General features: G+C 65.3%; 7 protein-coding genes. 6 read left to right on the forward strand and 1 reads right to left on the reverse strand.

The features are described from left to right. Nucleotides 1-63 precede the first annotated feature (63 nt). A complete protein-coding gene (gene aroB, locus V7P99_RS10500; protein WP_333794766.1) occupies nt 64-1,212 on the forward strand; it encodes a 3-dehydroquinate synthase in 1,149 nt (382 codons plus the stop codon). Nucleotides 1,213-1,268: 56 nt separating this feature from the next. Here the strand turns inward: aroB and V7P99_RS10505 are convergent, their stop codons facing one another. After that, the gene (locus tag V7P99_RS10505) at nt 1,269-1,550 is read right to left on the reverse strand and encodes a BolA family protein (protein ID WP_333794767.1); all 282 of its coding nucleotides are present in this window, start codon (nt 1,548-1,550) and stop codon (nt 1,269-1,271) included. Between the two features lie 300 nt (nt 1,551-1,850). Here V7P99_RS10505 and V7P99_RS10510 point away from each other — a divergent pair, with 300 nt between their 5' ends. From V7P99_RS10510 to V7P99_RS10530, 5 genes are all read left to right on the forward strand, one after another. Beyond that, a complete protein-coding gene (locus V7P99_RS10510; protein WP_333794768.1) occupies nt 1,851-2,480 on the forward strand; it encodes a J domain-containing protein in 630 nt (209 codons plus the stop codon). 152 nt (nt 2,481-2,632) lie between these two features. Next, nucleotides 2,633-3,634, forward strand: a complete 1,002-nt coding sequence (gene cobS, locus V7P99_RS10515) for a cobaltochelatase subunit CobS (protein WP_333794769.1) — start codon at nt 2,633-2,635, stop codon at nt 3,632-3,634. Nucleotides 3,635-3,644: 10 nt separating this feature from the next. After that, nucleotides 3,645-3,980 (forward strand): hypothetical protein, encoded by a 336-nt coding sequence (locus V7P99_RS10520; RefSeq protein ID WP_333794770.1) that lies wholly within the window; start codon nt 3,645-3,647, stop codon nt 3,978-3,980. After that, nucleotides 3,977-5,866, forward strand: coding sequence for a cobaltochelatase subunit CobT (gene cobT / locus V7P99_RS10525; RefSeq protein WP_333794771.1), 1,890 nt, complete (start codon nt 3,977-3,979; stop codon nt 5,864-5,866). Before V7P99_RS10520 ends, cobT begins: the two co-directional genes overlap by 4 nt. A 141-nt stretch (nt 5,867-6,007) precedes the next feature. Then, nucleotides 6,008-6,445 carry a GtrA family protein gene (locus V7P99_RS10530; protein WP_333794772.1) on the forward strand — a complete coding sequence of 146 codons (438 nt, stop codon included), beginning with the start codon at nt 6,008-6,010 and terminating at the stop codon, nt 6,443-6,445. Nucleotides 6,446-6,474 lie beyond the last annotated feature (29 nt).

A 6,474-nucleotide genomic window follows, 5' to 3' on the forward strand; every position in this document is an offset into this window, starting at 1 on the left:
TGATCTGATACCTCTGGCGCTCTCGAAACCAGAGGGCAGTCGCAAGCAAGAAGATTGAAACCGATGCCGACCCTTGCCCATTCCATGGCCGCGACCACCCGGGCAGCGCGCACTGTTCACGTGCCCCTCGGCGGGCGCGCCTACGACGTGCTGATCGGCCCCGATCTTCTGGCTGAAGCGGGCCGGCTTGTCGCCGGGCGCCTCGGCAAGGCGCGCTGCGGCATCGTCACGGACGAGAACGTCGCCAAGCATTACCTGCCGCTCATGGAGGCAAGCCTGCGGGCGGAAGGGCGCCACAAGGGATCGATCGTGCTGCCGGCAGGCGAGCCGTCGAAAAGCTTCGGTGCGCTGGCCCCCCTTTGCGAACGTCTCCTCGAGATGGGCCTCGAGCGCGGCGATCTCGTCATCGCTCTCGGCGGTGGCGTCATCGGCGACCTCGCCGGTTTTGCGGCCGGCATCTTGCGCCGTGGGGTGCGCTTCGTGCAGATCCCGACGTCGCTGCTCGCGCAGGTCGACAGCTCGGTCGGCGGAAAGACCGGCATCAACACGAGCCAGGGGAAGAACCTGATCGGGGTATTCCATCAGCCCGCCCTTGTCATCGCCGACACGGATGCTCTCAAGACGCTGCCCGCGCGCGAAATGCGCGCCGGGTACGCCGAGGTGGTCAAGTATGGCCTTCTCGGGGATGCGGGCTTCTTCGCCTGGCTGGAGAAGGCTCATGAGGGCATCTTCTCTTTCGACCACGAGACGCTCGCCACCGCTATCGAGACGAGCGTCAAGGCGAAAGCCGCCATCGTGGCGCGCGACGAGCACGAGACCGGCGAGCGCGCGCTCCTCAATCTCGGCCATACCTTCGGCCACGCGCTCGAAGCCTGGACCGGCTATTCTGATCGCCTGCTGCATGGCGAGGGTGTCGCCATCGGCATATGCTTGGCCTTCCGCTTCTCGGAGAGCCTCGGCCTTTGCCCAAAAGGCACGGCGGAGCGGGTCGTGCGCCATATCGAGGCCGTGGGCCTGCCGACACGTATTGCCGATATCCCCGGCGGCACCGCGGATGCGGACGAGCTCGTCCGCCTCATGGGCCAGGACAAGAAGGTGCGGGACGGGCGGCTGACCTTCATCCTCGCACGCGGCATCGGCGAAGCCTTCATCTCGCACGATATCGAGGCCAAGCAGGTGCGCGAGTTTCTCACGCGCGAAATCGCAGCGTAGATGAGCGGCGAGCTGAAACTTGCTCTCTCGCCTCGCGCCGAACGACGCTCCGGCCTTCAGCCTTGCGGCACGGGCTCGCCGGGTGCATAGGTCGCCAGCGCGAGAGCGTGAATGGCATCCTTGAGTTCGTGGCCGATGGCGTCGTTGACCATGCGATGGCGGCCGACGCGAGAGACGCCGGTGAACATCGGCGAGACGATGAGCACGCGAAAATGACTCTCGCCTGTTCCTGGGGAGCTGCGATGTCCCGCATGCAACTCGCTCTCGTTGATGATGTCGAGCCGCGTTGGCTCGAGCGCGATCATGAGCTGTTCACGCAGACGTTTCTCCGCCGACATAATAGTCCCTCCGAGCATGTGAGCGCGACGAGAGCACTCTTCGTTCGCTTGCGTTCATCGGGAAGTCTCTCGAGCGTCTCACCGATCGCATGGAATCGGATCAGATGCTGTACCCCTTTGATGAGACCGATGATTCACGCTTCGGACTGATAGGATCCGAAGCGATCATGGTCTAGGTATTTGTGCGAGCCTTCTCCCGCCCGGGCGCAAGCGATCGAACGGGATCCGCTCCAGATCCTGCGGCAGTCTGCCGAGGCGTTTGTCTTGTCTGGTCGCGACCAGCAGATCATAATCCGAGCCATGAAGCTGAATTCCAAATACTTCGATTCGATCCGGGTGGCCCCGAAGCGGCAAGCGGCGAGCGCGACCGCAGCGGACCATCCCCCTTGCCAATGGAAGGGGTGTGGCCGGCCGGCGCCCTATCGCGCGCCCAAAGGTCGCGGCCGGGACGGGGAGTATTTCGCTTTCTGCATGGATCACGTGCGCGAATACAATGCCGCCTACAATTATTTCGACGGCATGAGCGACGCCGAGGTTACCGATTTCCAGAAGGATGCGATGACCGGCCATCGCCCCACGTGGAAGGTGGGCGCCAACTCGTGGGCCCACGGAACCAGTGCGCGCATGGCCAAAACCGGTGCCGACACGGGGTTCAGCGCGCATGATCCGCATGGCTTTTTTGCGGAGCGTGCCCGACAGGCTCGGGAGGAGCCGGTGGCAGGCCGGCGGGTGCTGAAGCCCATCGAAAAAAAGTCGCTCGAGGTTCTGCATTTGCCGGAAGCGGCCTCGAAGGTGGAGATCAAAGCCCGCTTCAAGGAACTGGTGAAGCGCCATCATCCAGACGCGAATGGCGGCGATACGCGCTCGGCGGATACGTTGCGCGAAATTATCCAAGCCTATAACTATCTGAAGAAGGCGGGCCTCGTCTGATCTACAGGCGCGGCCCGCCGCTTTGGGCAGCGCCGGGGAGGGCGCAAGCCTCGTCGTAGCCTTGCGGACACCGCGCACCATTGCAGAAGCGGTCCGCAAGCCCACCGGGAGCGCTCGTTAAAGAGCGGTCCGTTGCCCGAGAACAGGTCCTCATGCGCGCGCAAGATTCGACAGTCACGTCCCCTACAGCCGGCCTGCCGGACATGAAGCTCTCTGTCCGCCAGGTGTTCGGGATCGATTCCGATCTCGAGGTTCCCGCCTATTCGAAGGCGGACGAGCACGTTCCCGACCTCGATCCCGATTACCTCTTCAACCGCGAGGTCACGCTCGCCATCCTCGCCGGCTTCAAATTCAACCGGCGCGTGATGATCCAGGGCTATCACGGCACCGGCAAGTCGACCCACATCGAGCAGGTCGCTGCGCGCCTCAACTGGCCATGCATCCGCGTGAACCTCGACAGCCACGTCTCACGCATCGATCTCGTCGGCAAAGACGCGATCGTGCTCAAGGACGGCATGCAGGTGACGGAGTTCCGCGAGGGCATCCTGCCCTATGCGCTGCAAAGCAACACCGCGCTCGTCTTCGATGAGTACGACGCGGGGCGGCCGGACGTGATGTTCGTCATCCAGCGCGTGCTCGAGGTGTCGGGCAAGCTGACGCTGCTCGATCAGTCGAAGGTGATCCGCCCGCATCCGGCCTTTCGCCTGTTCGCAACCACGAACACCATCGGCCTCGGCGATACCTCGGGCCTCTATCACGGCACGCAGCAGATCAACCAGGGGCAGATGGACCGCTGGTCCATCGTCGCCACTCTGAACTATCTGCCGCACGACGACGAGGCGAAGATCGTCCTCTCGAAGGTGAAGAGCTGGGACAAATCGGAGTCGAAGCGGAAGGCCGTGTCATCCATGGTCCGCGTTGCCGATCTCACGCGCCAGTCATTCATCAACGGTGACCTGTCGACCGTGATGAGCCCGCGCACGGTGATGACGTGGGCCGAGAACGCGGAGATCTTCGGCGACATCGGCTTCGCCTTCCGACTCACCTTCCTCAACAAGTGCGACGAGCTCGAGCGTCCGCTGGTGGCCGAGTTCTATCAGCGCGCGTTTGGCGAGGAACTGCCGGAAAGCGCCGCCAACGTCGCGCTGGCCTGACGAGGGAGCCTTGGCTCTGGCGCTGATGGACCGGGACCGCGAGCATCGGCAGGCCTTGGCCGCCGCCGGATACACGGGGGCCAAGGGGGCTGTGCTCTTCTGCACGCTGCTGGCGATCGTCGGCGCGCTGTTCGGTTCGGTCGCGTTCGCCATCCTCTGGGGCCTAGCCATCCCTGACAATGCGCCGGCCGAGAATACGGCGCTCGGCATAGCCTCCGGTGCTGCGCTCGGTATCTGGATCGGTCTTCTAAAGGTGCGCCGAGGCAACCGCGACGCACGCGAGGAGGTCGAGGATCGCGCGTGGCGCCGTCTCGTGCGCCAACAGAGCACGGATAGGAATCCATGACGCACAACCCGAGACGCCAGGAGCCCCCCTCCGAGCCGCTCAAGCGCGTGCTGGGGCTCACCGTGCGCGCCATCGCCGGCGATCCGGACATCCAGGTCACCTATGGGCCCACGAAGCCCGTCTATGAAGGCAAGCACGTGCGCCTCACCGCGCCGGCGCGCATACCGACGCGGTCGGAGATCGCAGTGCTGCGCGGCTGGGCCGACAGCCTGGCGCTGACGGCTGCATGCCATGACGACGCCGTACATCGGCGGCTCGCTCCCTCAGCGGGGCCGGCGCGCGAAGTGTTCGAAGCGATGGAGAGAGCGCGCATCGAAGCGCTCGGCGCCAATCGCATGAGCGGCATGGCCGCCAATCTCACCGCCAAGTGCGAGGATGAATTCGGCCACGGCCGTTTCGAGCGCCCGGCGGACGCCAGCGACGCGCCGATCAGCAGCGTGCTCTCCCTTCTCGTGCGCGAGCGCCTCACGGGGCAAGCGCCGCCTGCAGGCGCCCGCGCCATGGTCGATCTGTGGCGTCCGCGCATCGACGATCGCGCCGAGGCGATGTTCCGGCGACTGAAGGACGTGGCCGAGGATCAGGAAAGCTTCGGGCGCCTCACCCGTGACCTTCTCAAGGCGCTCAACCTTGCCGACGACCTCCTGGAGAGCGAGGCTGAGGAAACCGAGGAAGCCGCCGAGGTCCAGCCGGACGCGGGCGAAGCGGAGGCCGAGAGCGAGGACCAAGGCGGCGAAGGCGGCGAGGAGCAAGAGCGCGAGCAGGAACGCCTCGAGGGCGAGGCGGGAGACGCGCAGCAGCCGACCGAGACCTCCGACCAGCACGACATCGAGAGCGAAGGAGAGGAGCCCGACGGACTCGAGACGAGCGAGCCCTGGCGGCCCAACGTCTCCGTGCTCGATAACCCCGAGCCCTTTGGCTACAAGGTTTATACGCGGGCCCACGATGAGGAGGTCGCCGCGGACGACATCTCCAACTCCGAGGAGCTGGAACGCCTTCGCACCTTCCTGGACAAGGAGCTGAAATCGCTCGCGAGCGTTGTTGCACGCCTCGCCAACCGCCTTCAGCGCCGCCTCCTCGCGCAGCAAAACCGGGCCTGGGATTTCGATCTGGAGGAAGGCGCACTCGATGCTGCGCGCCTCACCCGCATCATCACCGATCCGATGCATCCGCTCTCGTTCAAGCGCGAGCGCGATACCGACTTCCGCGATACGGTCGTCACGCTGCTGCTCGACAACTCGGGCTCGATGCGCGGCCGGCCGATCATGGTGGCGGCCTGCTGCGCCGACATCCTGGCACGCACACTCGAGCGGTGCGGCGTAAAGGTGGAGATCCTGGGCTTCACCACGCGCGCCTGGAAAGGCGGCCGCTCGCGCGAGGATTGGCTCGCGGCCGGCAAGCCGCCGGCGCCGGGCCGCCTCAACGATTTGCGGCACATCGTCTACAAGACGGCCGACGCCCCCTGGCGGCGCGCCAAGCGCTCGCTAGCGCTGATGATGCGCGAGGGCCTGCTCAAGGAAAACATCGACGGCGAAGCGCTAGCGTGGGCGCATCAGCGACTGATGGCCCGGCCCGAGCAGCGGCGCATCCTGATGATGATCTCGGACGGCGCGCCCGTCGACGACTCGACGCTATCCGTCAACTCCGGCACGTACCTCGAGCAGCACTTGCGCAAAGTGATCGAGGAGATCGAGACCCGCTCCCCGGTGGAGCTCATCGCCATCGGCATCGGTCACGACGTGACGCGCTACTACGCGCGCGCCGTCACCATCTCTGATCCGAGCGAGCTCGCCGGCGCCATGACGGACAAGCTCGTGGAGCTCTTCGAGGAGGCCCCGAAGGCGCATCCGGCCCGCGGCGCCGGCCGCCGTATGCAGCGTGCAGGTTAGGCGCGGCTTGGATTCACGGCGCTTGGGTTGTGCCGGCACGTGACAGCGGCTTTGCAGAAGATCCGCATCGACGGCGGCAGCGATCAAGCGCACGGGACCGTATCAGGGCATAGCGTGCGCGATCAGAGGCAAGAGGACAGCTTGCATACATCCGCAGAGGATCTGCCCGCCGTGAGGCCGCACACCCGTGCCGAGCGCATCCGGCGCCTGATCCGATACACCGGCGTCAACGTCGCCAGCCTCGTGGTGGACTACGGCGTATTCTTCGCCGTCATGGCCGTCACCGCATTGCCCGTCCTGGCGAGCGTCGCCGGCTACGCGGTGGCCTTCTCGCTCAACTACAAGCTCTCGCGTCTTTTTGTGTTCGTCGGCGACGGCGCACACAAGAGCGACAAGCGGCTGTTTACCGAGTTCATGGCAACAGGCGTGCTCGGGATCGTGCTCACGGCGGCCGTCACGGCGGCGGGCGTGCATCTCGCCAACCTCGCGCCTGTGCTCGCAAAGACGGCGGCCATGCTCATCTGCTTCGTCACGCTTTACTTCGTTCGAAGCCGGCTGGTGTTCACACGGCTCGCGTAGCGTGGCTCCGGAAGCACTTTGTTTGAGAG

Origin of the sequence: Hyphomicrobium sp., from assembly GCF_036780825.1 — a bacterium.
In the GTDB taxonomy this organism is placed as follows: Bacteria; Pseudomonadota; Alphaproteobacteria; order Rhizobiales; family Hyphomicrobiaceae; genus Hyphomicrobium_C.

Bases quoted from the DNA above. Each gene is read 5' to 3' on its own strand.
- aroB (WP_333794766.1), top strand. From the start codon at position 64: ATGCCGACCCTTGCCCATTCCATGGCCGCGACCACCCGGGCAGCGCGC.
- cobT (WP_333794771.1), top strand. From the start codon at position 3,977: ATGACGCACAACCCGAGACGCCAGGAGCCCCCCTCCGAGCCGCTCAAG.
- V7P99_RS10505 (WP_333794767.1), bottom strand. From the start codon at position 1,550: ATGTCGGCGGAGAAACGTCTGCGTGAACAGCTCATGATCGCGCTCGAG.
- cobS (WP_333794769.1), top strand. From the start codon at position 2,633: ATGCGCGCGCAAGATTCGACAGTCACGTCCCCTACAGCCGGCCTGCCG.
- V7P99_RS10510 (WP_333794768.1), top strand. From the start codon at position 1,851: ATGAAGCTGAATTCCAAATACTTCGATTCGATCCGGGTGGCCCCGAAG.